Origin of the sequence: Aestuariibius violaceus, from assembly GCF_040779325.2 — a bacterium.
In the GTDB taxonomy this organism is placed as follows: domain Bacteria; phylum Pseudomonadota; class Alphaproteobacteria; order Rhodobacterales; family Rhodobacteraceae; genus Aestuariibius; species Aestuariibius violaceus.
Genome location: NZ_JBFONT020000002.1, coordinates 592949 through 617039 on the forward strand (window position 1 = coordinate 592949; position 24091 = coordinate 617039).

The window sequence follows — 24091 nt, forward strand, 5'->3', positions numbered from 1 at the left end:
GAAGGGATGGAGAACGCTGGCTCCTGTTGAAACCATACTTTTCCTCCTCAAAGGAGGTCCCGGCGCGAGGCCGGGACGGGTTGGACGGGGCGGCGGCGGGGTGCCCCCGCCCTACCCCACCGGCGGCAGACCGACCGCCTCGCGGCCTTCGTTGGTCTTGAGTGAGAAGTCGGTGCCGCGGTGGGCGTCGCCGCCGGGGCCGCAGAGGTAGGCGATGCCTTTGGCGACCCAGTCGGGGGGGATGTGCGCCTCCCATTCCAGCTGGCTGACGGGGTTGAGGCCGGACGCCTTGATCTCGCGCTGCATTTCGGTCGCCACGGTGCCGGGGCTGAGGCCGATGACGCGGATCCCGTCGTCGCGGTACTCCTTGTCGGCGCAGCGGGTGAGCGACAGGGCGGCGGCCTTGGACGAGCAATAGTGGCTCCACCCTTCCAGCGCGCCGGTGGCGGCGCCGGAGCTGATGTTGATGACGGTGCCGCCGCCGCGTTCCAGCATCGCGGGGATCGCGGCGCGCAGGCCGTGATAGACGCCTTTGTAGTTCACGTCGGCCACCCGCGCCCACTCGGCCGGGTCACTGTCGGCGAGGCGGGCGATGGGGTCGATCAGGCCGGCATTGTTGACCAGGATGTCGAGGCCGCCATGGGCCTGAACCGTCCGGTCGACCAGCGCGGCGACGGCGGCGTAATCAGCCACGTCGGTCGCGATGGCGGTGCCGCCGATCTCGTCCGCGATGGCCGTGATGGCGCCTTCGGAGCGGGCGGCGAGGACGACGTTGGCCCCCTGTTCGGCGAAATGGCGAGCGGTGGCTTCGCCGATGCCGCGGCTCGCGCCGGTGATGATGGCGGTCTTGCCGGTGAGGTCTGTCATGTCGTTTCCTTTCTCAGGCAGGGCCTGTTTCAGGTGGTGCCTGGCTCAGGCGGCGCGGGCTTCGATGGCGGCGATGGCCTGCGCCTCTTTCTGCGAGAGCGCGGCGAGGTCGCCGGTCGTGCCCTCGATCCCGACGATCTGGATATCCTCGATCCCGAGGAAGCCAAGCAGGAACTTGAGATAAGGCGCGAGGAAATCGGCGCCGGCGAGCGGGCCGTCGTTCAGATACCCCTCGGCCCCGTAGGCGCAGGCGACGATGGCACGGCGGGTTTGGACCAGACCGCGGAAGCTGCCGTCCTCATAGGCGAAGGTATGGCCGATGCGGACGATCTGGTCGATCCAGGCCTTGAGCGCGGCGGGCACGGTGAAGTTGTAGATCGGCGTGGTCAGTAGCAGCGTGTCGGCCTGCTGAAGCTCGGCGATAAGCGTGTCGGACAGCGCCGTGGCGGCGCGCAGGTCGTCGGTTATGGCCTCGGGCGGGGTGTAGAAGCCGGTGATCGTGTCCTGCGCGATGGGCGGGATGGAGCCGTCGGTGATCGTGCGGGTGGTGACGGTGCCGCCGGGATTGGCGGCACGCCAACGGGCCTCGGCCCGGTCGCCGAGGGTGCGGGAGAACGAGCCGTCCGTGCGGGTCGAGGCGTCGATGCGAAGGAGGTGGGGCATGGGGCTGGCCTTTCGGTTGTGATGGAAGAGGGCTAGCCCGTGCGGGATTTGCGAAAAATGCTTGCCATGGCATGTTGCTCGTGCATTTTCTGCACGAATGGAGATCGAAGCGCTCAGGATCGTGTCGCTGGTCGCGCAGCAGGGGAGCTTTGCGGCGGCGGCGCGGGTGCTGGATATGGACCCGTCGACGGTCTCGCGGGTCGTCGCGGGGGTGGAGCGGGATCTGGACCTGCGGCTCTTTCAGCGGACGACGCGGCGCCTGTCGGTGACGGAGGCGGGAGAGACGTTTCTGCGCCGGGTCGGGCCTTTGGTCGAAGAGTTCGATCAGGCGCGGGAGGCGGCCTTGGAAGCGCGAACGCGGCCCAAGGGGCGGGTGCGGCTAACCGCGTCGGTCGCGTTCGGGTATGAGTGCATCGTGCCTCATCTGGCGGCCGTCCGGGAGGCGTTGCCGGAGGTCACGCTGGACCTGGTGCTGACCGATCAGAACGTCGATCTGGTGGGCGAGAATATCGACCTGGCCGTCCGGCTGGCCCCGGCCCCCGAAGGCGATCTGATCAGCCGGCGGCTGATGACGACGCGCTACCGCGTCTGCGCCGCGCCCGCCTATCTGGAGCGGTTCGGGCGCCCGGAGCGGCCTGCGGAGCTGAGCGGCCACGACTGCGTGCGCTACGACCTGCCGGGGTTCCGCACACGGTGGCTGTTCCGCGATGCGGACGGCGCGGTGGAGGAGGTTCCGGTGGGCGGGACGTTCGTGATCTCGAACGCCTTGGCGCTGAGGCGGGCCGTGCTGGAGGGTGTCGGCGTGGGGCTGCTCGCCGTGCATTTCGCGGGCGAGGATCTGGCGGCGGGGCGGCTGGTGGATCTTTTCCCCGCGCACGAAGTGACGGCGACGGCCTTTGAGACCGGCGCCTGGCTGCTCTATCCGAGCCGGGCCTACCTGCCCGCGAAGGTACGCGCGGTGATCGATTTTCTGGCCGAGCGGCTGCGGTAGTGCCCCGGCCCCTTGCGGGACCGGGGTCTTGTGTCAGGCAAACAAGGACTGGGAGGTAAGCTCGCTTGCCATGACATCCTCGATCAAGATCGAGGAGCCGTCGGCGGCGACAAGGAGCGCACCGCCGTCGGTGTCGGAAAGGTCGAAATCGGAGAGGTCGGCCCCATCCTCGAAGGCGAGATCGTCGATGCCGGTCTCGAAATCGGTGATCGTGTCAGTGCCGAAACCCTCGTCGTCGAAGACGAAGGTGTCGGCCCCTGCCCCGCCGGTCAGCTCGTTCGAAAGCTCGTTGCCGATCAGCGTGTCGTCGCCGCTGCCGCCGACCGCATTCTCGATCCCGGTATCGCGCGCGATCGCGAGGTTGCCGGTGCCACCGCCGTAATCGGAATAGGTCTGGTCGTTGAGGTTGATCGTCTGGTCGGAGCCGTAGCCCGACAGGTCGATCGTATCCTCGCCGCCCGAATCCGCGATGGTGAGCGTGACGGGCATATCGAAGCTGGTGAAATCCAGCCGCGCCTCGCCCGTCGTGTCGTTGAAGCCGTAGGTCGTGTCGCCGGTGCGGGTGTCGGTTGCGGTGCCGTACATGTCCTGCACGGCGATCACGTCCGCCGGCATGGGGGTCGTGACGAAGGCGAAGCTCGCGTCGACGAAGGTGTTCTCGGTCTGGGAGAAGTAGGACATCACGGTCGCCTGCCAACTGTCATTGGCATAGTCGGCGTCGTCGGGATAGCGGCCCGAACCGTTGTAGAAGCCGCCATGGCCGAGGCCGAGCGCGTGGCCGATTTCGTGGATATATGTCTGGAACGAGTAGCTGTCGAAGCCGGTGTCGTAGGCGGCGATCCAGTCGGTGCTGATGTTGACGTTGGATGACAGGATCTCTCCGTTCGAGATGGAGCTGAAGGCGTAGGCGCCGCTGTCCTCGTCGTCGAAGGTGATCTGCGCCTGACCGGTCGTCTCGGTGAAGGTGATGCCGGTGACGTCGGCCCAGGCCTCCAGCGCCTCGCGGGCGAGCACCTGCGCTTCGGCGGTGAGGCCGGTGAGATTCACCGTGATCTCGTTCTCGGAGCCGGTATCGAATTGCCGGGGGCTCCAGAATTCGGCCCGGATGAAGTTGGCAATGCCCTCAAGGCTGCGCGGCTGGTCGGGCGCGAATGTGCTTTCGGGGCCGGATAGGCCGGCCTCGTGGTCGTGGTCGTGATGCATGTGTCCGCTCCTAGTCGGATGGTGGTCCGGTGACGTGGGTGGCGAGCGTGTCCGCAAACTGGTCCATCATCGGGGCGGACAGCGTCCTGTCGACGACCGAGAGCTGAACCGGATCGCCCAAGGGCTCGCCGGTCGCATCGGAAAGCTGGGCCTCGATCAGCACGGGAGAATGGGCGGTGACGTGCAGGATCATTGGATCCTCCTGCGCCGCGAGCCTGTCGGACAGCGCCGCGCAGAGCGTGTTGGCCAGCGCCGTGCCATCTTCCGTGTCTGCGGTAACCTTGCAGGTCAAAGGGGAAGCCATGGTGTCTGCTCCGATAGGGAAAGCCCCCGCGACGACGCCGAGGCCGGCCACGAGTGCGCGCGTTCTGCGGTGTCCGGTCATTGCGGTTGCCTGTGCCACGTTAGGTTTGCGGGGCGCCCCCTGCCCACATGTGCAGGGGTAGACCGGGACGGCGGGGGCTGTAGAGCATCGAGCCTATCGGGCGCCGATTTCAGCGCGAAGTCGCGGTTGCGGCAGGGTGCACCCGGCGCGGATTCGCTGCTGCAAATGCGGGGCTGGTGCTGGGCCGATCCTTGCTGGCTTTGGGACGCATGACCGGCTGGTCTTTGCGGGTGATCCTGCCCTAGATGGGGACGGATGAACTCAAGGGAGGCAACATGGCCGAGATCACGCTGGAGCAGGCACGGACGATCGTGCGCGAAACGATCGCAAAGGGGCGCGAGATGGGGCTGAAGCCGCTGTCGGTCGTGGTGCTGGACACCGGCGGGCACGTGAAGGCGTTCGAGCGCGAGGATGGCGCCTCGCCCGGGCGATTCGGGATCGCCCAGGGCAAGGCCTATGGCGCGGTGATGCTGGGCATGCCGGGGAGCGCACAGATGGCGCGGGCCGAGCAGCAGGCGTATTTCATGGCCGCGGTGAACGGGGTCTTCGGCGGGCAGGTGGTGCCGGTGCCGGGCGGGATCTTGGTCAAGGATGGGGATGCGGTGATCGGGGCCGTGGGGGTAACAGGTGACACCTCGGACAACGATGCGGAGGCCGGGATGGCCGGGATTGCGGCGGCGGGGCTGGACGGGGCGGCTTGAGCCTCTCCTAGCTGGCTCGCCTTTTCTGTCTGACGCAGCTCAGAGCCCCCGCCCGGCGGCAACGCCGGGCAGCGCCCGACCCGCCCCCACTGGGCGGGCGCTTTTGCAACGGTACAAGTAGCTCGACAACAATGCATTTGAGAAAGGGCGCGGTTAGATCATACCCGCCCCGTCGGGTCGGGCGCTGCCCTCTTTTCTCTACTGCGCTGATTTCCTACCCGCCCCTGCGACACTTCTCCGAGCAATAGCGGACCTCGTCCCAGACCCGCGCCCACTTCTTGCGCCACGCGAAAGGCCGCCCGCAGGCGGCGCAAACCTTCTGCGGCAGGTCGCCCTTGCGCACAGCCTTGCCGCCCGTGCGGGGCATGGCTACTGGCTGACCTCCTCGACGGTGCCGGTGCGGCCGTCGATCTGTTCATCGGCGCCCACGGGCTCGTCCCCGCGCGAAACGACAATGACGCTCAGCAGAACGATCAGGCCGACGCCAAACGCCACGGCTGCGGCGATGCCGATCAGCGGGCCCTTGTGCCGCTTTTCCTGTTTCTCAACGTCAGTATCCGGTGCAGACATTCTATGGTCCCCTTACTTGGTTCCGGCGCGGCTTGCCGCCCGCCGTTCATGAACCTAACGTGCGGCCGAACACCCGGTTCCGCGAGGGAAGATCCATGAAAGACGCCGCACCGCAACGCATCCACCTCGCCGATTATCGTCCACCGTCGCATCTGGTCGAAGACGTGCATCTGACCTTCCAGCTGGACCCCAAGGCGACGCGGGTCACGAGCCGGATCCGGTTCAAGCCGAACCCCGACAGCGAAGAGACCGGGTTCCGTCTGCATGGCGAGGGGCTGACTCTGATCTCGGCCAAGATCGACGGGACACGGGTCGATCCCGAAATGGTCGAGGACGGGCTGGTCGTCGCCGCCCCGAATGACGCCTTCACCTGGGAGGCGGTCGTCGAGATCAACCCCGAGGACAACAAGGCGCTGGAAGGGCTTTACCTCTCGAACGGGATGTATTGCACCCAGTGCGAGGCGCAGGGATTCCGCCGGATCACCTACTATCCCGACCGGCCCGACGTGATGGCGCCCTTCACCGTGCGGATCGAAAGCGACCTGCCGGTGCTTCTGTCGAACGGCAACCTGAAGGAACGTGGCGAGGGCTTCACCGAATGGCACGACCCCTGGCCCAAGCCCGCCTACCTTTTCGCGCTGGTCGCTGGGGAGCTGGTGGATGTCCACGACACCTTCATCACCAAATCGGGCCGCGAGGTGCAGCTGGCCGTCTGGGTGCGCAAGGGGGACGAGCACAAATGCGGCTGGGCGCTTAATTCGCTGAAGAAGTCGATGAAATGGGACGAGGATATCTACGGCCGCGAATACGACCTCGACATCTTCAACATCGTTGCCGTCGACGATTTCAACATGGGCGCGATGGAGAACAAGGGGCTGAACATCTTCAACGCCTCTGCCGTGCTCTGTTCGCCCGAAACCTCGACCGACGCCGATTTCGAGCGGATCGAGGCGATTGTCGCTCATGAATATTTCCACAACTGGACCGGCAACCGGATCACCTGCCGCGACTGGTTCCAGCTCTGCCTGAAAGAGGGGCTGACGGTCTTCCGCGACCAGCAGTTCACGGCCGACATGCGGTCCGCCCCCGTGAAGCGGATCGAGGATGCGATCCTTCTGCGCGCCCGCCAGTTCCGCGAGGATGCGGGGCCGCTCGCCCATCCGGTGCGGCCCGAGAGCTTTGTCGAGATCAACAACTTCTACACCGTCACCGTCTACGAAAAGGGCGCGGAGCTGATCGGGATGCTCAAGCGGATCGTCGGCGATGAGACCTATTACAAGGCGCTCGACCTCTATTTCGAACGCCATGACGGGGATGCGGCGACGATCGAGGACTGGATCAAGGTGTTCGAGGATGCGGCCGACCGGGATCTGTCGCAATTCATGCTGTGGTACAGTCAGGCCGGGACACCGAAGATCACGGTGACCGAGACGTTCGAGGAGGGCACGCACACGCTGGTGCTGGAGCAATCGGTGCCCGACACGCCCGGGCAGGCGGACAAGAAGCCGATGCATATCCCGCTGCTCTTCGCGCTTTTCGATCCCGATACGGGGCAGCAATTCGGCGAGGACGTGCTGCTTGAACTGACGGAACCCCGGATCGAGATCCGCACGCGGGGGCATGACCGCAAGCCGGTCGTGTCGCTGAACCGGGATTTCTCGGCGCCGGTGATCATCGACGACACGTCACGCACCGACGACCGGCTGTTCCTGCTGGCCAACGAGACCGACAGTTTCAACCGGTGGGAAGCGGCGCGGTCGCTGACCCGTGATGCGCTGACGGCGCTGGCGACGGGGGGCCTTGGACCGGGGGAGGAATATCTCGATGCCCTGAACGGGCTCCTGGTCGATGACAGCCTCGATCCGGCCTATCGCGCGCTGATCCTGCGCCAGCCGTCGGAAGAGGAGATCGCGCAGGCGATCTTCGACTATGGCCGCCACCCGGAGCCGCTGTCGGTCAACCGCGCCGCCGATACGCTGCGCGCCCGCATGGCCGCCCATTTCGAGCCGGATCTGCCGCGGCTCTTCCGGGGGATGCAGGTGCATGGCGCCTACAGCCCGGAGGCCGCCGATGCGGGGCGGCGCGCCTTTGCCAACGGGCTTTTGACGCTTCTGTCGCGGCTTGACGGGGGCACGGCGGCGCGGGCCCAGTTCGACCAAGCAGACAACATGACGAACCGTCTGGCCGCCCTTGGCAGCCTTTTGCAGATCGACGAAGGGGCCGAGGCGCTGGCCCGGTTCGAGAGCGACTGGAAGCATGACCGGCTTGTGATGAACAAGTGGTACGCCATCCAGATCAGCCTCGCCCCGCCCGAGGCGGCGGTCGGCACCGCCAGGGCCCTGACCGAGCGGGAGGATTTCGACTGGACCAACCCCAACCGCTTCCGCGCGGTGATGGGCGGTCTGGTGAGCAACCCGGCTGGCTTCCACGACGCGACCGGCGCGGGCTATGAATTCCTGGCCGACTGGCTGATCCGGCTGGACGAAAAGAACCCCCAGACCGCCGCCCGCACCTCGACCGCGTTCGAGACGTGGAAGCGGTACGATCCCAAGCGGCAGGATCTGATCAAGGCCCAGCTCGACCGGATTCTCGGGACGGAGGGCCTGTCGCGGGATCTGACCGAGATGATGACGCGGATCCGTGGCGATGACGACTAGCGGATCCTGACCGGGAGGGGCAGCCGAGCTGCAGCTTGCCGGACCGGCCTTTGTTGTATATGAAACGTATATGTTTCATATTGCAGATAGGAGGCCGAGATGGGCATCGTGAAGATCGGCGAGGAGCTGCATCAGGAGGTGCGCAAGGCGAGCGCCGTCATGTGCCGCTCGATCAATGCGCAGGCCGAGTTCTGGATGAAGATCGGGATGCTGGCGGAAAGCAATCCGGCGCTGTCGTTCAACGAGATCGTGGCGATGCAATTGAAGGCCGCGGATGTCGGCCTCGATACCGTCGACGCCGCCTGACATGGTCAAGACGCCGGACGAGCTCGCCCTGATGCGCAAGTCGGGGCGCCTGCTGGCCAGCGTGTTCGAGATGCTGGACAGGCAGGATCTCTCTGGCATGTCGACCTTGCAGATCAACGATCTGGTCGAGGCGTTCATCACCATCGATCTGGCCGCCCGTCCTGCGAGCAAGGGCCAGTACGGATTCCAGTTCGTCCTGAACTGTTCGATCAATCACGTGGTCTGCCACGGCATTCCGGACCAGGACGAGATCGTCCACGACGGCGATATCATCAACCTCGACATCACGCTGGAAAAGGACGGGTTCATCGCGGATTCCAGCAAGACCTATGTGGTCGGGAATGCGTCGGCCGCGGCAAGACGGCTGGTCCGGATCGCCCAGGGCGCCCTCTGGCAGGGGATCAGGCAGGTGCGCCCGGACGGGCATCTAGGGGATATCGGCCACGCGATCGAGCGCTATGCCAAGCGGCACAATTGTTCCGTTGTGCGCGAGTATTGCGGACACGGGATCGGCCGGAGGATGCACGAAAAGCCCAACGTGCTGAACTTCGGTCAGCGGGGAAGTGGTATGCGGTTGCAGGAGGGCATGGTTTTCACGATCGAGCCGATGGTCAATCAGGGAAGCCGCAAGGTGAAGACCGAGGAAGATGGGTGGACCGTCGTGACGCAGGACCGAAAGCTCTCGGCCCAGTTCGAACATACGGTCGCGGTGACCCGGAAGGGGGTCGAGGTGTTGACGTTGCGCACCGATGAGACGCCGATGCTGGAACGGATTGCTTAGGTCAATGTCCGATCCCGGGGGCGTCAGTAGCCGCCAAAGAGCGATCTGATCCCTGTCAGGATAGGAGGGGCCGCCACGCCAACGCCGGCGCCGAGGCAGAACCGCAGGAGCGGCGCGAGCCGTGGCGGGATGGCGACGCCGAGAAATCCGCAGACGATCGCGTAGAAGCTGATCGAGAGAGCATCCATGCGCGACGTCTAGCGCTTGTTGAGAATCGGTCTGTAACTCTTTGTTCGGGATGAAAAAAAGCGGTTCTGCTGGACGTATTTATATCACATGCATTCTGACTTCGAACACAGCTTATCCTGCAGCATCCATCGACCGACATCCGGGTCGAAAGCGTCAGTCGATGATGGAATAGATGTCGGCGGCGCGTCGTATGATGCGGCGGAGCTGCATCTGAACCCCTTCATAGCTGCACAGAGCGGATCTGACTTCTACTTTCACCAGCAGGACATGGAACTCGCTACGGCAGCTCTCGCTGCGAAAGAACCTGTCATAAACCGGCACAATGGCCTCTCTCAGACGCCCGCGATCCGGCAGGCTAAGATCGGCCATACTGCGGATATCATCCTCCGACGGATAGGACGCGTCCAGAATATCGGCGGTCTCGACGGCGAGGTTCAGAAAGTCCCTCACCGTCGGGAACGGTCTAGGGCCGTCTTCGGTACCATCCAGTGACCCTCCCGCAAAGTAGGCCTCCCTGGCGATGACATTCAGGACGCAAAGCTCATACTCTGCCTTAGCTTCCTCGCGGTTGAGATCATCGCAGACATGATGGGGCGTCATCGGAAAAAAGCAGGCATTCACGACGGCGTCGGCCCAGTAATGACGACAATTGCTATCGTTGACCTCGCAGGAGGCTCGACCGCGATCGTTCGTGATCGCATCGGCCAGAGCTTGTGCATTGCAAGGGGCGTTTTTCGTCAGGTCGATGAAGAACGCGTGATCGAGCCCGATGGTGAAAGGCGGGCCAGAGACATAGCGATGCTCCAGGGAGGTGAAAATCTTCTCGGGGGAACTGGTCTGACCCGATGCTGCAACGGTGAAACAGGCGAGGGCTGTCAGGATAGTGACCGCGCGATACATCTTCGTTGACAGACTTCGCATTCTTCGATGGTGGAAAAATCGGGGGCTTGTCATGGAAAGTCTCTAAGAAAAGGGCCTTCTATAAATGCATTTGAGAGAGGCCGAGACCGTCAATAGGGCCCGTCTTCCAAAACGCCATCCGCGGACATCTGGGCGTAGAGCAACCCTTCGCGCAGGCCGCGGTCGGCAACCGACAGGCGGTCGGTCGGCCAGAGGCGCATGAGCGCCTGCAGGATTGCGGCGCCGGACATGATCAGCGCCTGGCGGTCGCGGCCGATCCGGGGGTCGGCGCGGCGGCCGGCGGGGCCGAGGGCGAGGTAGTTCGAGATCACCGCGTCGATCTGGTCGGACGTCATGCGCAGCCCGTCGACCTTCGTGCGGTCATAGCGGCGCAGGCCCAGGTGAGAGGCGGCGACCGTGGTGACGGTGCCCGAGGTGCCGATGATCTGGAACCCCTCGCGCACGGGTTCGTCGGCATAGGGGGCGAAATCGGCCAGCTTTTCCTCGAAATACCAGCTCATCAGCGCGAAACGGGCCGTGTCGTCCTCGACATCCGAGAACTGGTCGCGGAGCGTGGCGACCCCGAGCGGTACGGAGATCCAGTCGACCACCTTGGCCGCCGGGAACGGCCCGGGATCTTGGCGGAACCCGGAATGCAGCCGCATGATCGCACGCGGCCGGTCGGCGCGGGGCACCTTGGTGAGGTCGATCCAGACAAGCTCGGTCGAGCCGCCGCCGATATCGACGACCAGGAGTTGCTCTGTCTTGGTCGAGACGAGCGGCGCGCAGGAGATAACGGCAAGCCGCGCCTCCTCCTCCGGCACGATGATCTCAAGCGGCAGGCCCGTCTCGCGCCTGACCTGGTTGACGAACTGGTCGGCGTTAAGCGCGCGGCGGCAGGCCTCGGTCGCCACCAACCGCATCCGGCCCACCTTGTGGCGGTTGATCTTCTGGCGGCAGATCCGCATCGCGCTGATCGTGCGGTTCATCGAATTGCGGCTCAGCCGGTTCGACCCTTCCAGCCCGACACCAAGCTGGACGTTCTTGGAAAAGCTGTCGATGACGTGGAACTGGCTGCCCTTCGGCTGTGCGATCAGCATGCGGCAACTGTTCGTGCCGAGATCTAACGCAGCGTAAAGCGCGTTAGGGTCTGGTTTCTGCGGCGCGGGGCTTTCGACCGCCTTCGGGAATGCGCCCGCACCGTCGGGACGCCTGGGCGCCATCTTCACGCCCTCCAATTCGAGTTGTCTTAACACTAGGTGAGGGTTGGTCCCCGATCAAGCGCCGCGATGGCCGGATTCACGATCGTCATGCGGAGATTTCATCTGCGGGTCCGTGGACGCGGGCAAGGGGGGATGGCATCTGGGGAGGCGCAGGTCGCTCTGCGACGGCGCCGCGTCGAAATCGGACCATGCAGCAGCCGGACGCACGCGTAGACAGGACGGACGGAGAAGGAGAATCATGACCGATATCACCGTGGTCTACTGGCGCGACATCCCGGCGCAGGTGATTGCTGGCGGCGGTCGGCGCGGCGCGAAAGTGCAGCTGTCCGAACGGTTCGAGCAGGCAATCGACCGGGCCGCGATGAAAAGCGGGGCCGCGGGAACGGACGATTACCTTTCCGAATGGCGAAAGGCGCCCGGTGCGCCCGAGGAGGGTGCGGGGGACGATGCCGCCGCAGCCGCCGCGGCGCGGATCGAGGCGGCTTACGATAAGGACCGGTTGCGCGCCCTGATCGAGGCAGGCGGCTGGGAGCACGCGGCAGAGTGAGGTGCGGCTGATGAGTTTCCTGAAGTTTCGCAAGACGGCGGCGGTGCCTGCCCCTGCCCCGGACGTGGTGGCCGCGTTCGTTCAGGGCTACTCGATCGAGGTCATGCCCCGGACGGCAGCCAAGGTCGAGAGCTTCGCCGAGATCCTGCCGGTCGGCACCCGCGTCTACATCGCCCATCTGGAAGGCACCCCGATCGAGGAAATGGTCGCGACCGCCGCACGGATCGCGGGCGAAGGCTTTCCCGTGATGCCGCATTTCCCGGCGCGGATCATCCCCGACCGGGCGACGCTGGCCGACTGGATCGCGCGCTATCAGGGCGAGGCCGGAGTGGATCAGGCACTGGTGCTGGCGGGCGGGATCGGCGGCGCGATCGGGGAATTCGACAACTCGATGCAGCTTCTGGACAGCGGCCTCTTCGACAAGGCGGGTTTCAAGCGGCTGCATGTGGCGGGCCACCCGGAGGGGAACAAGGATATCGACCCCGATGGCGGGCTGCACAACGTCTCGGAAGCTTTGCGCTGGAAGCAGGGCTTTTCCGAGCGCACCGATGCCGAAATGGCGATCACCACCCAGTTCTGCTTCGAACCCGGCCCGGTGATCCAATGGGCCGAGGGTCTGCGCGAGGCCGGGATCGCCCTGCCCGTCCATATCGGCGTGGCGGGGCCCGCCAAGCTGCAGACGCTGATCAAGTTCGCCATCGCCTGCGGCGTGGGCCCGTCCCTGTCGGTTCTGCAGCGGCGGGCGGCGGACGTGACGAAGCTGCTGACGCCGTATGAGCCGACGGATTTCGTGGCGGCCCTGGCCGCCCACCGGCAGGCCCATCCGGATTTCGCGATCACGAACCTTCACCTTTTTCCGCTGGGCGGCATCCGCGCCAGCACTGACTGGGCGGCCGCACATGGTGCCGCGCCCCAAAAAGCGAGCAGCCCATGACCAGAACGATCGTCGAGTCCAAATCCAAAACCGCCGTGATCGGCTTTGACGAGCCGTTCTGCGTCATCGGCGAGCGGATCAATCCGACCGGACGCAAGAAGCTGGCGGCGGAGCTGGAGGTGGGCGATTTCTCGACGGTCGAACGGGACGCGCTGGAGCAGGTGGCCTGCGGCGCGATGGTACTCGACGTGAATTCCGGGGCCGTCTTCAAGAACAAGATGGCCGAGGATCCGCGCTATGCGGACAACAACTTTGTCGAGCCGCCGCTGATGCGGGATCTGATCGCGCTGGTGCAGAAGACGGTCGATGTGCCGCTCTGCATCGACTCAAGCGTGCCTGCCGCCTTGGAAGCCGGTCTTGAGGCTTGCGAAGGGCGGCCGCTGCTGAACTCCGTGACGGGCGAGGAGGAGCGGCTGGAGAAGATCCTACCGCTGGTCAAGAAATACAATGTGCCCGTCGTCGCGATCTCGAACGACGACGAAGGGATCAGCGAGGATCCCGAGGTTCGGTTCGCGGTGGCCAAGAAGATCGTCGAGCGGGCGGCGGATTTCGGGATCCCAGCGCATGACATCGTGGTCGATCCGCTGGTGATGCCCGTGGGCGCGATGGGAACGGCCGGACGGCAGGTCTTTGCGCTGGTCAAGCAGCTGCGGGAAGAGCTGGAGGTCAACACGACCTGCGGCGCGTCTAACATCTCGTTCGGGCTGCCGCATCGGCACGGGATCAATTCCGCCTTCCTGTCGATGGCGATCGGGGCCGGGATGACCAGCGCGATCATGAACCCGGTGCGGTCGGTTGAGATGGAGGCGGTGAACGCAGCCAACTACCTAATGAATCGCGATCCGGGCGGTGCGTCCTGGATCGGCTTTTCCCGGGTTCTCGACAAGGTGGGCGAAGGGGTACCGTTTCCCGAGGCGGCGCAGGCGGCCTCTGCGGGGGGCACGCGGCGGGATGGGCGGCGGCGCAGGCGGGCTTAAGGAAGCGCTAACCAGGGCGCGCTATGCCGGGGGCATGAAGAACCTCACGCGCAAGCCGGTCGGGCAGGATTGGCTCGATCAGATCTTTTGCAGTCAGTCGGCGCTGCGGGGCGGCGCCGTCCGGCGGCGCAAGGCGGATGTGCTGCGCGAGGTCGGGCTGGATCGACTCGAGCTTGAGGTGCGCAGGCGCGGGTTCCACATGGTCGATTGCGGCACCGACCTTGTCATCAGTTGCTCGGGGACACCGCTGCGCATCATTTATTGAGGGAACAAAACCTTCTAGAAGGTTTTGAGAAGACAGAATTTTCTAGAAAATTCTGCACTTGCAAATTCTTCTAGAAGAATTTGGGCCGCCCTACCGTTTACGCTCCCACCGGCCGCTTTCCTGCGACCAGTATTGCGCTTCGACCCCCGCTTCGGTGAGGCCGCGCCATTGCGTGCGGGCGCGTTCCAGCGCGGCGCCGTCGGTGCCGTCGAAAAGGATACAGACCCGCTCCATCCCGGCGCAGTCGTCGGCCGTGATCTCCGTGCCGCCCACCCCCATCAGGCAGCGCGCGCCGTTGGCCGACGCGTCGCCCGCGGTCAGCAGCACCGGCTGGTCGGCATCGTGCGGACCACCAGCAATGCCGTGGGCGAGAAAGCCATCATCGGGCCCGCGCCACAGCGCGTCGTCGAGGCCGCTGAGCGCCTCTTCCGGCGCGCGGACCGCCACCCGCCAGCCCGCCGCCAGCGCCCGTTCGACCAGTTGCGGCAGCGCGGCTTCGACCGGCTGGCGCGTCAGGTGATAGAAGTAGGCTGCGCCCACCTCACGCCTCGAACCGGTCCGCGATCAGCCGGTCGAGCGCGAGCACGCCCCAGCCGCTTGCCCCCTTCGGCGCAAGCACGGTGCCGTCGCTGCGGCTGGCCACGCCCGCGATGTCGATATGCATCCAGGGCGTGTCGTCTTTGACGAACCGCTGGAGGAACTGGGCTGCGGTGATCGAACCGGCCGGGCGGCCGCCCACGTTCTTCATGTCGGCGATCCGGCTTTTCAGCTGATCATCGTAGGCTTTGCCAAGCGGCATGCGCCAGGCGCCCTCGCCTTCGGTTTCCGCCGCCTTGAGAAAGGCGCCCGCCAGATCGTCGTCATTGGCGAAGATGCCCGCCTTTTCGTGGCCCAGCCCGATGATGATCGCACCGGTCAGCGTGGCGAGGTCGATCATCGCGGCGGGTTCGAACCGGTCCTGCGCGTACCACATGACATCGGCCAGAACGAGGCGACCTTCGGCATCGGTGTTGATGATCTCGACGGTGTCGCCCTTCATCGAGGTCACCACGTCACCGGGACGGGTCGCGGTGCCGGACGGCATGTTTTCGACCAGCCCGACCAGCCCCACGACATTCGCCTTGGCCTTGCGGCCTGCCAGCGCCTTCATCACGCCGACGACGGTGCCGGCACCGCCCATGTCCATGGTCATGTCTTCCATGCCCTGCGCGGGCTTCAGGCTGATCCCGCCGGTGTCGAAGACGACGCCCTTGCCGACCAGGACGAGGGGCTTGGCGTCGCCGCCGTTCTCCCACCGGATTACGCCGACCTTGGACGGCGCGGCAGAGCCCTGCCCGACGCTGAGGAGCAGGTTCATGCCAAGTTCGCGCAGCCGGTCCTCTTCGATGATCTCGATCTTGAGGCCGTCGTCGGACATCGCTTCGATCCGGGAGGCGAAATCGGTGGTCGTCAGGACGTTGGCCGGTTCGTTGACAAGATCGCGGGTCAGGAAGATGCCGTCGGCCAGGGCCCCGGCCCGGGTGAGGTCGACGGTTTCGGGGCGGGAATGCATCAGGATCATCTCGGGCCGGGGCTCGCCCTGATCGGACTTGCGGGCCTTGAATTCGTAGTCGCGCAGCATCAGGCCAAGTGCCAGGTCTTCCCCCTGTTTCAGCGCATGGGCGAGAACCAGAAGTGCCGCATCCCCGCGGGAGGCTGCGATGGAGGCGCCAGCCTTGCGCGCGGCGTCGCGATCGGCCTTGGGGTCGAGTTTCGCGACGATCACCGCCTCCGCTTCCAGACCCTGCGGAAAGGACAGGGTCGTGGCGTCGCCCTCTTTCATCTTCTCGAAGGATTTGCTGTCGGCGAGCCGCTTGAGCGCGCCCTTCATCTTGCTGTCGATGCGGCGGGCACTGGGCGACAACGCCCCATCGGTGCCCATCAGAACCGCTATCCGGCCGGCGCGCGCCTCCAATCCGTCAAGGTCTGTCTCAAGCAGTTGGAAGGGGGCGCGATCGGTCATGGGAGGCTCCTGTGGAGTGGACATCATCCGTCCGTCCCGATTAGCCGCTTGCCGCGCCGGTCCGCAATAGCGGTTCACCATGGCGCGCAAATCGGCTAGCCAAGAGCCCAAACAGATCCCGAGCAGAGCCCCGCCTTTGGCCCGTATCGACCGCTACGTCTATGCCCAGCTGATGATCCTGTTCGGGTTCTTCAGTTTGATCCTGGTGCTGGTCTACTGGGTGAACCGGGCCGTGCTGCTGTTCGACCAGCTGATCGCCGACGGACAATCGGCCGGCGTTTTCCTTGAATTCACCGCTTTGTCGCTGCCGAACGTGATCCGGCTGGTCCTGCCGATTTCGGCCTTCGCGGCGTCGGTCTACGTCACCAACCGGATGTCGTCGGAAAGCGAGCTGGCGGTGCTGCAGGCGACAGGCCACGGCGCCTTCCGCCTGGCCCGGCCGGTTCTGGTCTTCGGCCTGACCGTGACGTTCCTGATGAGCGTGCTGGTCCATGTCCTGACGCCGCTGTCGCTGGCCCAGCTGAACGACCGGGAGGCGCAGATCGCCGAAAACCTGACCGCGCGCCTGCTGGTCGAGGGGGAGTTCCTGTCACCGGCGAACGGCATCACCGTCTATATCCGTGAGATCGCCCCGGACGGGACATTGAACGATGTCTTCCTGTCGGACACGCGGGAGCCTGATCAGTCGACGATCTATACCGCAGAGCGTGCGTTTCTGGTGCGCGGCGAGGAGGGTCCGCAACTGGTCATGCTGTCCGGGCTGGCGCAGACGCTCGAGAGTGCGGACCAGCGGCTTTTCACCACGCGGTTTGAGGATTTCACCTACAACCTCGGGGAATTCATGACGACGTCCGAGCGGACCCGGCGCAGCACGCGCGAGATCTCGACGTGGGACCTGTTCGCGGCGACGCCGGAGACGCAGGCGCTGACGCGCGATACGGCAGAGGAACTGCGCCGGACCGGTCATATCCGTGTGCTCGAGGCGGGATTGTCGCTGGTCGCGGCGCTGATCGGGTTTTCGACCCTGCTTGCCGGAGGATTTTCACGGTTCGGGATCTGGCGTCACATCGTCATTGCCATCTTCCTTCTGATCGCGGTGAAGGCGCTGGAAAGCGCCATCCTCGGCGCGGTCGAGGCGACACCGGCGATCTGGCCGCTGATCTATCTGCCGTTCCTGGTCGGCTGCCTCATCGCCGTGCTGCAATTGCTGAAGGTCGAGCGTCCCGGCCTCTTTCCCCGGGGAAGGGCCGCGGCATGATCCTGCATCTCTACTTTGCCAAGCGGTTCGCGCGCACCTTCGCCGGGGTCTTTGCCGTCTTTTTCCTGATGATCGCCTTCCTCGACCTGATCGAGCAGCTGGGCAAGTTTGCGGGCGAAGGCGTGGGGTTCGGGCGGATCGTCGGCCTGACGCTTCTGAATACGCCCGAAGGCGTGTACCGGATCCTGCCGCTGATCACGGTCCTGGCGACGATCGCCCTGTTCCTGTCGCTCGCCCGGTCGTCCGAGATGGTGGTGACCCGTGCCGCGGGCCGGTCCGCCCTGCGCAGCCTTGTTGCGCCGACGATCGTCGCCTTTATGATCGGCGCGGCCTCTGTGGCGGTGCTGAACCCGATCGTGGCGGGCACCCAGCAGGAATACGAGCGGCGCGAAGCTGATATCGAACGCGGCGGCACATCGACGCTGGCCCTGTCGGAAGAAGGGCTGTGGCTCCGCCAGGGGGATGGCGACCAGCAGACGGTGATCCGCGCCGAGAGCGCGTCGCTCGACGGGACGCGGCTGGCGCGCGCGTCGTTCATCGTCTTCGGAGAGGGGTCCGGGCCGACGCGGCGGCTGGAGGCGGCGCGGGCCGAGCTGCGCCCCGGCGAATGGGCGCTGGAAGACGTCAAGGCGTGGCCTCTGGGAACGATCGAGAACCCCGAGGCGGCGGCGACGCGGCACGACAGGCTCACCCTGCCCTCGACCCTGACGCGCGATCAGATCCGCGACCGGCTGGGTACGCCGTCCTCGATCCCGATCTGGGACTTGCCTGCGTTTATCGAGCAGCTCGAGCGTGCGGGGTTCTCGTCCCGGCGGCATCTCGTCTGGTTCCAGATGGAGCTGGCCCTGCCCGCCTTCCTCGTCTCGATGCTGCTGGTTGCGGCGGGGCTGACGATGCGTCATCAGCGCGGCGGGAGGACAGGGATCGCGGTGCTGATCGCGGTGATGCTGGGCTTCGGGCTCTATTTCCTGCGGAACTTCGCGCAGATCTTGGGCGAGAACGGCCAGATTCCGGCAATCATCGCCGCCTGGATCCCGCCTTCTGCCGCGATCTGTCTTGCGCTTGGCCTGCTTCTGCATCTCGAGGACGGGTGATGCGGCTTTTGCTGGCGCTTTTCCTGCTGCTGCCCACGCTTGCCTCGGCCCAGGGCGTGGCGACGCTCGTCGCGGACCGGGTCTTCATCGAGGGGGAGGAGCGGCTGATTGCCGAGGGCAATGTCGAGGTCTTTTATGACGGCACCCGGCTGACCGCCACACGGGTCATCTACGACCAGCCGACGGACCGGCTGACGCTGACGGGCCCCGTGCTGATCACCGGCCCGGACGGCACGATCCTGGCCGCCGAAAGCGGCGTAATCGAGCCGACCCTGTCGAATGCGCTACTGCGCGGCGCACGGCTGGTGCTGGACCGTCAGCTGCAGCTTTCGGCCAACCGGATCGACCGGGTCGATGGCCGCTACACCCAGCTTTACAAGACCAGCGCCACCTCCTGCGCGGTCTGCGGGGACCGGCAGCCGCTCTGGTCGATCCGGGCCGAGCGGGTGATCCACGACGAGGCCGAGCGGCAGATCTATTTCGACAACGCGCAGTTCCTGATCCGCGGCGTGCCGGTCTTCTGGATCCCGCGGATGCGCCTGCCCGATCCGACGCTGGAGCGGTCGCGCGGGTTTCTCGCGCCAGAGATCCGATCGACAAACCAGCTTGGAACCGGGTTGAAGCTGCCCTATTTCATCCCGCTCGGCCCGTCGCGCGACATCACGTTGACGCCCTATCTGGCGCCGGGGACCCGGACGCTGGAATTCCGCTATCGCCAGGCGTTCCGGTCCGGCGATCTGACGATCACCGGCTCCGGGTCGTCGGACGACATCCGGCCCGGCGACCTGCGCGGCTATGTCGAGGCGCAGGGGGTCTTTCAGATCGCGCCGAAGACCGAGCTGGTCTTCGACATCATCACGGTGTCGGACAATGGCTATCTGCTGGATTACGGGGTGACGGGGGCCGACCGGATCGAGAGCTTTGTCGAGCTGACCCGGGTCGAACGGTTCCTCTTCGCATCGGGGTCGCTGAGCAACCTGGAATATCTGCGCGACGACGATGACGGGGATGCGGACGAGCCGAACCTGATCGGGGACCTGGCGCTTCTGCAGCGGCTGCCGCTGGGCTTCGGATCGGAATTGAGGGCCGAGATCACAGGGCGTACCGTCTACCGCTCCTCCGACGAGGACGGCATCGCCGGACGCGATATCGCGCGGCTTGGCGGCGCCATACAGTATCACGGGCGGCGCATCCTGCGCTCGGGCCTGTCGGTCGAAGGCGACGCGGCGCTTTATGCGGACGGCTTCCGCATCACCCAGGACGATGCGGTCGAGGAGGATGCCCTCCGACTGACGCCGGTCGCCGCCGTCACGCTGCGCTATCCGCTGATGCGCACGCGTCCCTCCGGCGCGACGGAGATTCTGGAACCGGCGCTGCAACTGGCGTGGTCCGATACCGGGGACGAGGATCTGCCGAACGAGGACGGCACGCGGCCTGAATTCGACGAGGCGAACCTCTTTTCGCTCGACCGCCTGCCGGGCGGCGATGCGCGGGAGGACGGGCTGCGGCTGAACCTTGGCGTGACCTGGACGCGGTACGATCCGGCGGGTTGGTCGTCGACCCTCACTTTCGGGCGCATCTACCGCGCGGAAGAGGCGGATTTCTCGCGCACGTCGGGGCTGGGCGGCCAGCGGTCGGACTGGCTGATCTCGGGCCAGGTCGATCTGTTCGACGGGCTGCGCCTCGCCAACCGGACGCTCGTGGACGACGAGGGAGAGCTGAGTTCCTCCGAAACACGTCTCGACGCCGAGATCGGCGCCTGGGGCCTCTCGGCCAGCCAGATCTGGCTGGCCGCCGACCCGGCGGTGGATCGGGACGACCCCGCCTCGGAATGGGCGGTCGATGCCGATTACCGCATCTCGGAACGGTGGGATGTGTCCGCCAATGCCCGCTACGACCTGCGGGCGGACGAACCGGTCGAGGCAGGCGTAAAGGTCGGGTGGCGCAATGAATGCGTCGAGGTCGACCTTTCGGTCTCGCGCCGCTACACAAGCTCCGATACGGTCGATCCGACCACAGATTTCGACATTTCGGTCGGCTTGCGCGGCTTTTCCGCGGGCCGGTCGGGCAGCGGCCCCGCGGGGCGTTGCCGCAACTGACAAAGGGTTTCGGATGCGTCACATCCTTCTTGCCGCCCTCCTCTGCTTCGGCGGGGTTACCGTTTCGGCGCAGTCGCAGTTCTCGCCTGCGATCATCGTCAATGATGACGTGATCACGGCCTACGAGCTGGACCAGCGCCGCCGGTTCCTGGAACTCGTGCGCGCGCCGGGTAACCCGGCCGATCTGGCCCGCGAGCAGCTGATCGAGGAAAAGCTGCAGCTGCAGGAGACCCGCCGCGTGGGGATCGAACTGCCGCCCGATGCGGTCGAGCAGGGCATGGCCGATTTCGCGGGCCGCGCGAACCTGACGCTGGATCAGTTCACCCAGCTTCTGAACTCTGCAGGGGTCGAGATCGGCACCTTGCGCGATTTCACCACCGCCGGGCTGGCCTGGCGGGAATACATCCGGGGCCGGTTCCGCAACGAAGCGCAGGTGGACGACGACGAGATCGAGGATGCCGCGGCTGGCTCGACCGGCGGACGTGCCTCGATCCGGGTGCTCGTCTCGGAGATCATCATCGCCGCCCCGCCGCCGCGGGCCGCCGCCGCCCAGCGGGAGGCCGAACGGATCAGCGAGCTGACCTCGGTCGAGGCGTTCTCGGCCGCGGCGCGGCGCGTTTCCGCCCTGCCGTCGCGGGCCAATGGCGGCCGTCTGCCCTGGCAGCCGCTGACCGACCTGCCGCCCGTCGTGCAGAACATCGTGCTGGGCCTGAACCGCGGTGAGGTCAGCGACCCGATCCCGATCCAGAACGGCGTCGCCCTGTTCCAGCTGCGCGATATCGAAGAGGTCGCGCCCCCTGCCCCGCAATTCGGCGCGATCGACTTCGCGGTGGTTGGAGTTGCCAGCGCCGAGGATGCGGCGCGCATCTCGGCCCGGGCGGATACCTGCGACGACCTCTACGGGATCTTCCGCAATGCGAGCGAAGAGCAGCTTTATCGCGATACATTGCCGCCTGATCAGATCCCGACCGAGGTCGCGCTGGTCCTGCCGCGTCTCGACCCGGGCGAGGTGACTCTGCTGCCCGCCGCGAACGGATCGCGCCTTGTCATGCTGTGCGGCCGGACGCCGGTGCTGGAGGACGGCGAGGAGATCGACCGGGAGGCGATCCGCAACCAGCTTGTCTCCCGCCGCCTGGGCGGGTTTGCCGAGGCGCTTCTGGCGGAGTTGAGAGCGGACGCGACGATCGTCGAGCGATGACCGCACCGCTCGCCGTCAGCTGCGGCGACCCGTCCGGCATCGGGCCCGAGATCGCGGCGAAGGCCTGGGCGTCGCTTGGGGCAGCGCTGCCCTTTCTCTGGATCGGCGATCCAAGGCATTTACCCATAGGCACGCCGTTCCAGATCGTCGAGGACCCGGCGCTGGCGCTCGCCGTTGCAGTCGAGGCGCTGCCGGTCCTGGCCCAGCCTTTCGCGGCGATGGCGGAGCCGGGCCATCCCGATCCCGCCAACGCGCAGGGGGTGATCGCCGCGATCACACGCGGGGTGGATCTGGTGCAGGACGGGGCGGCCTCGGCGCTGGTGACCGCGCCGATCCACAAGAAGGCGCTGGCCGACGGGGCGGATTTCGCCTTTCCCGGGCACACGGAATTCCTGGCCCATCTCGCCGGGGCCGACCAGGTCGTGATGATGCTGGCCTGCGAGGCGCTGCGCGTGGTGCCCGCGACGATCCATATTCCGCTGGCAGAGGTTCCGGCGGCGCTGACGACGGACGGTCTGGCCGCCACGATCCGCATCACCCGCGATGCCCTGCGCGACCGCTTCGGCATTCCCGCCCCCCGGATCGCGGTTGCCGGTCTGAACCCCCATGCGGGCGAAGGCGGCCGCATCGGGACCGAGGAGATGGACTGGATCGCGCCCCTTCTCGACCGGCTCCGCACCGATGGCTTTGACCTCTCCGGCCCGCTCTCCGCCGACACGATGTTTCACGACCGGGCGCGGGCGGGCTACGATGCGGCGATCTGCATGTATCACGACCAGGCACTGATCCCGATCAAGACGATCGACTTCGCGGGCGGGGTGAACGTGACGCTTGGCTTGCCGTTCATCCGCACCTCGCCCGATCACGGCACGGCCTATGACATCGCCGGGAAAGGCGTTGCCGACCCGACCTCGATGATCGCGGCGCTGCGCCTGGCAGATCGCATGGCGCGTCAGGCGGAGGCCGGGGAATGAGTATTTCTGGCCAGATGAAGCGGGGATGTGAGGCTGCTCCGGCGAGGGGCAGGTTCGCCCTAATGTTGCTTCAATCCGACGCTGCGCGTGGGGAAGAAGGGCCCTCTCATCAGTCTTTGCCTGATAAGTATCCCCGCCGGAGGCTCCTGTCTTCGCCGCTGGCCCAACAGCCGACCTAATGAGCCGCATCGACACCCTTCCGCCGCTGCGCGAGGTCATTGCCACCTATGGCCTGTCTGCGAAGAAGGCGCTTGGCCAGAACTTCCTCCTCGACCTCAATCTCACGGCCAAGATCGCACGGCAAGCAGGCGATCTGAGCCAATGCGATGTGCTCGAGATCGGCCCCGGTCCCGGTGGCCTGACGCGGGGTCTGCTGGCCGAAGGCGCGCGCCATGTCCTTGCCATCGAAAAGGATCCCCGCTGCTTGCCCGCGCTCGAGGAGATTGCGGCGGCTTATCCGGGGCGCCTGACTGTCCTGCAGGGCGACGCGCTCGCGATCAACCCGCGCGCGCATCTGACGCCGCCGATCCGGGTGGCCGCGAATCTGCCCTACAATATCGGTACAGAGCTTCTGGTGCGCTGGCTGACGCCGGCTGACTGGCCTCCCTTCTGGCAATCGCTGACGCTGATGTTCCAGCGGGAGGTGGCGGAACGGATTGTGGCGGAGCCCGGCGGCAAGGCCTATGGCCGCCTGGCGGTCCTCGCGCAATGGCGATCGGACGCGCGCATCGTCATGGATCTGCCACCGCAGGCCTTTACCCCGCCACCCAAGGTCAGTTCCTCCGTCATCCATCTGACGGCGCTGCCACAGCCGCGCTATCCGGCTGATCCGAATGTCCTCCAGAAGGTCACCGCGGCCGCCTTCAATCAGCGGCGCAAGATGCTGCGCGCGTCGCTCAAGGGCCTCGCGCCGGATATCGAGGACCGGCTTCGCAAGGCAGGTATCGAACCGACGGATCGGGCCGAGCAGATCTCGCTGGAACAATTCTGCGCCCTGGCCCGCCTGATCTAGCCCGCGGCGCCAAACCGGTCGAGCGCGCTCCGCGCTGACGGGACCTGCTGGAGCGGGATCTCTTGAAAGCCGGCAAGCGCGGCGCGCACAGAGCCTCCCGCAGACGCGCGTCGGTCTCGCTGCCAGGGCGTGTCTGCCAGCCCGTAATCAGCCTCACCGCATTCTGATGGAGGACAGGATAGCCCGTCCTGGCCAGGCGACGGGCGAGGCACGTTTTGCCCGCACCATTCGTCCCGGTCACGACAATCCGGTTCGGAAGAGATGAAGAAAGGATCCGGAGGTGGGCGAAGAGGTA

The 24091-nt window shown here is 65.9% G+C and carries 27 protein-coding genes; 15 read left to right on the top strand and 12 right to left on the bottom strand.

What is annotated here, in order from left to right; translation table 11 throughout:
• Window positions 1-111 precede the first annotated feature (111 nt).
• Entirely contained in the window at window positions 112-867 is a 756-nt protein-coding gene (locus tag AADZ90_RS10135; protein WP_367309877.1) for an SDR family oxidoreductase, read from the bottom strand.
• 45 nt (window positions 868-912) lie between these two features.
• Entirely contained in the window at window positions 913-1530 is a 618-nt protein-coding gene (locus AADZ90_RS10140) for an FMN-dependent NADH-azoreductase (RefSeq protein ID WP_367309878.1), read from the bottom strand.
• A 97-nt stretch (window positions 1531-1627) separates the two neighbouring features.
• On the opposite strand from AADZ90_RS10140, the gene AADZ90_RS10145 reads away from it, so the two are divergent.
• Window positions 1628-2521, top strand: a complete 894-nt coding sequence (locus AADZ90_RS10145; RefSeq protein ID WP_367309879.1) for a LysR family transcriptional regulator — start codon at window positions 1628-1630, stop codon at window positions 2519-2521.
• Window positions 2522-2554: 33 nt separating this feature from the next.
• On the opposite strand, the gene AADZ90_RS10150 is transcribed toward AADZ90_RS10145, so the two are convergent.
• Window positions 2555-3724, bottom strand: a complete 1170-nt coding sequence (locus AADZ90_RS10150) for a M10 family metallopeptidase (protein ID WP_367309880.1) — start codon at window positions 3722-3724, stop codon at window positions 2555-2557.
• A gap of 10 nt (window positions 3725-3734) precedes the next feature.
• A complete protein-coding gene (locus AADZ90_RS10155; RefSeq protein WP_367309881.1) occupies window positions 3735-4028 on the bottom strand; it encodes a hypothetical protein in 294 nt (97 codons plus the stop codon).
• 356 nt (window positions 4029-4384) lie between these two features.
• On the opposite strand from AADZ90_RS10155, the gene AADZ90_RS10160 reads away from it, so the two are divergent.
• Window positions 4385-4810, top strand: coding sequence for a GlcG/HbpS family heme-binding protein (locus tag AADZ90_RS10160; protein WP_367309882.1), 426 nt, complete (start codon window positions 4385-4387; stop codon window positions 4808-4810).
• A gap of 214 nt (window positions 4811-5024) precedes the next feature.
• Here the strand turns inward: AADZ90_RS10160 and AADZ90_RS10165 are convergent, their stop codons facing one another.
• Together AADZ90_RS10165 and AADZ90_RS10170 are read right to left on the bottom strand one after the other, a co-directional pair.
• Entirely contained in the window at window positions 5025-5177 is a 153-nt protein-coding gene (locus tag AADZ90_RS10165; RefSeq protein WP_367309883.1) for a DUF2256 domain-containing protein, read from the bottom strand.
• 2 nt (window positions 5178-5179) lie between these two features.
• Window positions 5180-5380, bottom strand: coding sequence for a hypothetical protein (locus tag AADZ90_RS10170; RefSeq protein ID WP_367309884.1), 201 nt, complete (start codon window positions 5378-5380; stop codon window positions 5180-5182).
• Window positions 5381-5475: 95 nt separating this feature from the next.
• On the opposite strand from AADZ90_RS10170, the gene pepN reads away from it, so the two are divergent.
• The 3 genes from pepN to map all read left to right on the top strand — a co-directional run bounded on the left by pepN (window position 5476) and on the right by map (window position 9124).
• Entirely contained in the window at window positions 5476-8037 is a 2562-nt protein-coding gene (gene pepN, locus AADZ90_RS10175) for an aminopeptidase N (protein ID WP_367309885.1), read from the top strand.
• A 99-nt stretch (window positions 8038-8136) separates the two neighbouring features.
• A complete protein-coding gene (locus tag AADZ90_RS10180) occupies window positions 8137-8343 on the top strand; it encodes a ParD-like family protein (RefSeq protein ID WP_367309886.1) in 207 nt (68 codons plus the stop codon).
• Window positions 8312-9124 carry a type I methionyl aminopeptidase gene (gene map / locus AADZ90_RS10185; RefSeq protein WP_367309887.1) on the top strand — a complete coding sequence of 271 codons (813 nt, stop codon included), beginning with the start codon at window positions 8312-8314 and terminating at the stop codon, window positions 9122-9124. The genes AADZ90_RS10180 and map overlap by 32 nt, the downstream gene beginning before the upstream one ends.
• A 23-nt stretch (window positions 9125-9147) precedes the next feature.
• Here map and AADZ90_RS10190 read toward each other — a convergent pair whose 3' ends face one another.
• From AADZ90_RS10190 to AADZ90_RS10200, 3 genes are all read right to left on the bottom strand, one after another.
• Entirely contained in the window at window positions 9148-9312 is a 165-nt protein-coding gene (locus tag AADZ90_RS10190; RefSeq protein WP_367309888.1) for a hypothetical protein, read from the bottom strand.
• Window positions 9313-9466: 154 nt separating this feature from the next.
• Complete coding sequence (locus AADZ90_RS10195) at window positions 9467-10234, bottom strand: hypothetical protein (RefSeq protein ID WP_411996992.1); 768 nt, start codon at window positions 10232-10234, stop codon at window positions 9467-9469.
• A gap of 89 nt (window positions 10235-10323) precedes the next feature.
• Complete coding sequence (locus AADZ90_RS10200) at window positions 10324-11436, bottom strand: Ppx/GppA phosphatase family protein (RefSeq protein WP_367309890.1); 1113 nt, start codon at window positions 11434-11436, stop codon at window positions 10324-10326.
• 238 nt (window positions 11437-11674) lie between these two features.
• Between AADZ90_RS10200 and AADZ90_RS10205 the strand changes: the two genes are divergently transcribed.
• From AADZ90_RS10205 to AADZ90_RS10220, 4 genes are read left to right on the top strand one after another with little or no spacing between them, the layout of a single operon-like run.
• A complete protein-coding gene (locus AADZ90_RS10205; protein WP_367309891.1) occupies window positions 11675-11983 on the top strand; it encodes a virulence factor in 309 nt (102 codons plus the stop codon).
• A 10-nt stretch (window positions 11984-11993) separates the two neighbouring features.
• Window positions 11994-12917 (top strand): methylenetetrahydrofolate reductase, encoded by a 924-nt coding sequence (locus AADZ90_RS10210; protein ID WP_367309892.1) that lies wholly within the window; start codon window positions 11994-11996, stop codon window positions 12915-12917.
• Entirely contained in the window at window positions 12914-13894 is a 981-nt protein-coding gene (locus AADZ90_RS10215) for a methyltetrahydrofolate cobalamin methyltransferase (RefSeq protein ID WP_367309893.1), read from the top strand. Before AADZ90_RS10210 ends, AADZ90_RS10215 begins: the two co-directional genes overlap by 4 nt.
• Window positions 13895-13928: 34 nt before the next feature.
• Complete coding sequence (locus tag AADZ90_RS10220; protein WP_411996993.1) at window positions 13929-14159, top strand: N-(5'-phosphoribosyl)anthranilate isomerase; 231 nt, start codon at window positions 13929-13931, stop codon at window positions 14157-14159.
• Window positions 14160-14249: 90 nt separating this feature from the next.
• Here AADZ90_RS10220 and AADZ90_RS10225 read toward each other — a convergent pair whose 3' ends face one another.
• Both AADZ90_RS10225 and AADZ90_RS10230 read right to left on the bottom strand, forming a co-directional pair.
• The gene (locus tag AADZ90_RS10225) at window positions 14250-14699 is read right to left on the bottom strand and encodes a DNA polymerase III subunit chi (protein ID WP_367309895.1); all 450 of its coding nucleotides are present in this window, start codon (window positions 14697-14699) and stop codon (window positions 14250-14252) included.
• Between the two features lies 1 nt (window position 14700).
• Entirely contained in the window at window positions 14701-16161 is a 1461-nt protein-coding gene (locus tag AADZ90_RS10230; protein ID WP_367309896.1) for a leucyl aminopeptidase, read from the bottom strand.
• Window positions 16162-16297: 136 nt separating this feature from the next.
• On the opposite strand from AADZ90_RS10230, the gene lptF reads away from it, so the two are divergent.
• The 6 genes from lptF to rsmA all read left to right on the top strand — a co-directional run bounded on the left by lptF (window position 16298) and on the right by rsmA (window position 23796).
• Entirely contained in the window at window positions 16298-17419 is a 1122-nt protein-coding gene (gene lptF / locus AADZ90_RS10235) for an LPS export ABC transporter permease LptF (RefSeq protein WP_367309897.1), read from the top strand.
• On the top strand, window positions 17416-18513 hold the full coding sequence (gene lptG / locus AADZ90_RS10240; protein WP_367309898.1) for an LPS export ABC transporter permease LptG: 1098 nt from the start codon (window positions 17416-17418) through the stop codon (window positions 18511-18513). Before lptF ends, lptG begins: the two co-directional genes overlap by 4 nt.
• On the top strand, window positions 18513-20612 hold the full coding sequence (locus tag AADZ90_RS10245) for an LPS-assembly protein LptD (RefSeq protein WP_367309899.1): 2100 nt from the start codon (window positions 18513-18515) through the stop codon (window positions 20610-20612). Before lptG ends, AADZ90_RS10245 begins: the two co-directional genes overlap by 1 nt.
• A gap of 13 nt (window positions 20613-20625) precedes the next feature.
• Complete coding sequence (locus AADZ90_RS10250) at window positions 20626-21810, top strand: peptidylprolyl isomerase (protein ID WP_367309900.1); 1185 nt, start codon at window positions 20626-20628, stop codon at window positions 21808-21810.
• The gene (gene pdxA / locus AADZ90_RS10255) at window positions 21807-22784 is read left to right on the top strand and encodes a 4-hydroxythreonine-4-phosphate dehydrogenase PdxA (RefSeq protein WP_367309901.1); all 978 of its coding nucleotides are present in this window, start codon (window positions 21807-21809) and stop codon (window positions 22782-22784) included. Before AADZ90_RS10250 ends, pdxA begins: the two co-directional genes overlap by 4 nt.
• A gap of 178 nt (window positions 22785-22962) precedes the next feature.
• A complete protein-coding gene (gene rsmA / locus AADZ90_RS10260) occupies window positions 22963-23796 on the top strand; it encodes a 16S rRNA (adenine(1518)-N(6)/adenine(1519)-N(6))-dimethyltransferase RsmA (RefSeq protein ID WP_367309902.1) in 834 nt (277 codons plus the stop codon).
• Here rsmA and AADZ90_RS10265 read toward each other — a convergent pair.
• The gene (locus AADZ90_RS10265; protein WP_367309903.1) at window positions 23681-24037 is read right to left on the bottom strand and encodes a hypothetical protein; all 357 of its coding nucleotides are present in this window, start codon (window positions 24035-24037) and stop codon (window positions 23681-23683) included. The two genes, rsmA and AADZ90_RS10265, sit on opposite strands and share 116 nt — an antisense overlap.
• Window positions 24038-24091: the final 54 nt, after the last annotated feature.

Coding starts and splice junctions, on each gene's coding strand:
- AADZ90_RS10170 (WP_367309884.1), bottom strand. CDS start 5,380: ATGTCTGCACCGGATACTGACGTTGAGAAACAGGAAAAGCGGCACAAG.
- AADZ90_RS10150 (WP_367309880.1), bottom strand. CDS start 3,724: ATGCATCACGACCACGACCACGAGGCCGGCCTATCCGGCCCCGAAAGC.
- AADZ90_RS10180 (WP_367309886.1), top strand. CDS start 8,137: ATGGGCATCGTGAAGATCGGCGAGGAGCTGCATCAGGAGGTGCGCAAG.
- pdxA (WP_367309901.1), top strand. CDS start 21,807: ATGACCGCACCGCTCGCCGTCAGCTGCGGCGACCCGTCCGGCATCGGG.
- AADZ90_RS10145 (WP_367309879.1), top strand. CDS start 1,628: ATGGAGATCGAAGCGCTCAGGATCGTGTCGCTGGTCGCGCAGCAGGGG.
- AADZ90_RS10135 (WP_367309877.1), bottom strand. CDS start 867: ATGACAGACCTCACCGGCAAGACCGCCATCATCACCGGCGCGAGCCGC.
- AADZ90_RS10160 (WP_367309882.1), top strand. CDS start 4,385: ATGGCCGAGATCACGCTGGAGCAGGCACGGACGATCGTGCGCGAAACG.
- rsmA (WP_367309902.1), top strand. CDS start 22,963: ATGAGCCGCATCGACACCCTTCCGCCGCTGCGCGAGGTCATTGCCACC.
- AADZ90_RS10215 (WP_367309893.1), top strand. CDS start 12,914: ATGACCAGAACGATCGTCGAGTCCAAATCCAAAACCGCCGTGATCGGC.
- AADZ90_RS10200 (WP_367309890.1), bottom strand. CDS start 11,436: ATGGCGCCCAGGCGTCCCGACGGTGCGGGCGCATTCCCGAAGGCGGTC.
- AADZ90_RS10210 (WP_367309892.1), top strand. CDS start 11,994: ATGAGTTTCCTGAAGTTTCGCAAGACGGCGGCGGTGCCTGCCCCTGCC.
- AADZ90_RS10195 (WP_411996992.1), bottom strand. CDS start 10,234: ATGCGAAGTCTGTCAACGAAGATGTATCGCGCGGTCACTATCCTGACA.
- AADZ90_RS10250 (WP_367309900.1), top strand. CDS start 20,626: ATGCGTCACATCCTTCTTGCCGCCCTCCTCTGCTTCGGCGGGGTTACC.
- AADZ90_RS10155 (WP_367309881.1), bottom strand. CDS start 4,028: ATGGCTTCCCCTTTGACCTGCAAGGTTACCGCAGACACGGAAGATGGC.
- AADZ90_RS10220 (WP_411996993.1), top strand. CDS start 13,929: ATGAAGAACCTCACGCGCAAGCCGGTCGGGCAGGATTGGCTCGATCAG.
- AADZ90_RS10140 (WP_367309878.1), bottom strand. CDS start 1,530: ATGCCCCACCTCCTTCGCATCGACGCCTCGACCCGCACGGACGGCTCG.
- map (WP_367309887.1), top strand. CDS start 8,312: ATGTCGGCCTCGATACCGTCGACGCCGCCTGACATGGTCAAGACGCCG.
- lptG (WP_367309898.1), top strand. CDS start 17,416: ATGATCCTGCATCTCTACTTTGCCAAGCGGTTCGCGCGCACCTTCGCC.
- pepN (WP_367309885.1), top strand. CDS start 5,476: ATGAAAGACGCCGCACCGCAACGCATCCACCTCGCCGATTATCGTCCA.
- AADZ90_RS10230 (WP_367309896.1), bottom strand. CDS start 16,161: ATGACCGATCGCGCCCCCTTCCAACTGCTTGAGACAGACCTTGACGGA.
- AADZ90_RS10190 (WP_367309888.1), bottom strand. CDS start 9,312: ATGGATGCTCTCTCGATCAGCTTCTACGCGATCGTCTGCGGATTTCTC.
- AADZ90_RS10245 (WP_367309899.1), top strand. CDS start 18,513: ATGCGGCTTTTGCTGGCGCTTTTCCTGCTGCTGCCCACGCTTGCCTCG.
- AADZ90_RS10165 (WP_367309883.1), bottom strand. CDS start 5,177: ATGCCCCGCACGGGCGGCAAGGCTGTGCGCAAGGGCGACCTGCCGCAG.
- AADZ90_RS10205 (WP_367309891.1), top strand. CDS start 11,675: ATGACCGATATCACCGTGGTCTACTGGCGCGACATCCCGGCGCAGGTG.